Annotated in this window: 1 protein-coding gene; it reads left to right on the top strand. The window is 68.3% G+C overall.

Annotated elements, in window-relative coordinates; translation table 11 throughout:
- The first annotated feature begins 103 nt into the window (after positions 1-103).
- The gene (locus ACZ55U_RS39145) at positions 104-940 is read left to right on the top strand and encodes an IS5 family transposase (protein WP_465534432.1); all 837 of its coding nucleotides are present in this window, start codon (positions 104-106) and stop codon (positions 938-940) included.
- The last annotated feature ends 60 nt before the right edge of the window (positions 941-1,000 follow it).

Below are 1,000 nucleotides of genomic sequence, written 5' to 3'. Positions count from 1 at the left end.
AGAGGGTGTTCTGCGAGTCTTGGGCGGTTCTCGTAGTCCTTGAAGGCAGGTTGTCCGGTTCTGGTGCTTCACGGCGGGCCGTCGGCGCGGTGTGCTGATGGATGTGGGTGAGCGTCCTGCGTACCCGAGCGACCTGTCGGATGAAGCCTGGGAGCTGATCCGGCCGGTCCTCACCGCGTGGAAGGCGAAGCATCCCTCGGTCAGCGGCCATGCGGGCCGGTACGAGATGCGGGAGATCGTGAACGCGATCCTCTACCAGGCCCGCACCGGCTGCCAGTGGCGCTACCTGCCCCACGACCTGCCACCCAAGAGCGCCGTGTACTACTACTTCGGCACATGGCGCGACGACGGGACCGCCGAGACCATCCACGACCTGCTGCGCTGGCAGGTCCGCGAAAGCCGCAGGCGACACGAGGACCCCACCGCGGTCGTCCTGGACTCCCAGACCGTGCGGGCCTCGACGAACGCGCCGAAGGAGACGACCGGACTGGATCCCGGCAAGAAGAGCCCGGGGCGCAAACGGGGCATCGCCACCGATGTGCTCGGCCTGGTCATCGCCGCCGTCGTGGTCGCGGCGAGCGTCCACGACAACGCGATCGGCATCGCACTGCTGGACAAGGTCGCCCAGAGCGCGCCGACCGTGACCAGGGCGTGGGCGGACGCCGGGTTCAAGAACGCCGTGGTCGAGCACGGCGCCGCCCTTGGCATCGATGTGGAGATCGTCCGGCGTGATCCCGGCGCACGCGGGTTCACACCCGAGCCGAGACGGTGGGTGGTAGAGCAGACCCTGGGCACTCTCATGCTCCACCGCAGGCTCGCACGTGACTACGAGGCGAAGCCGGCCAGCTCGGTGGCGGCGATCCACTGGTCCATGACCGACGTGATGCTCCGCCGACTCACCCGCGCCGCCACCCCGACCTGGCGTGATCCGCCACCGTAGCATCGCCGCCTGTGACCGGCAGGAGCATCGATGAGGGAACTCCTGGACAAAATCGAGTCC

It is taken from the genome of Kitasatospora sp. NPDC034533, from assembly GCF_055575155.1.
Note: the sequence above shows the minus strand (reverse complement) of the source record. Positions and strands in the feature narration are given on the sequence as shown.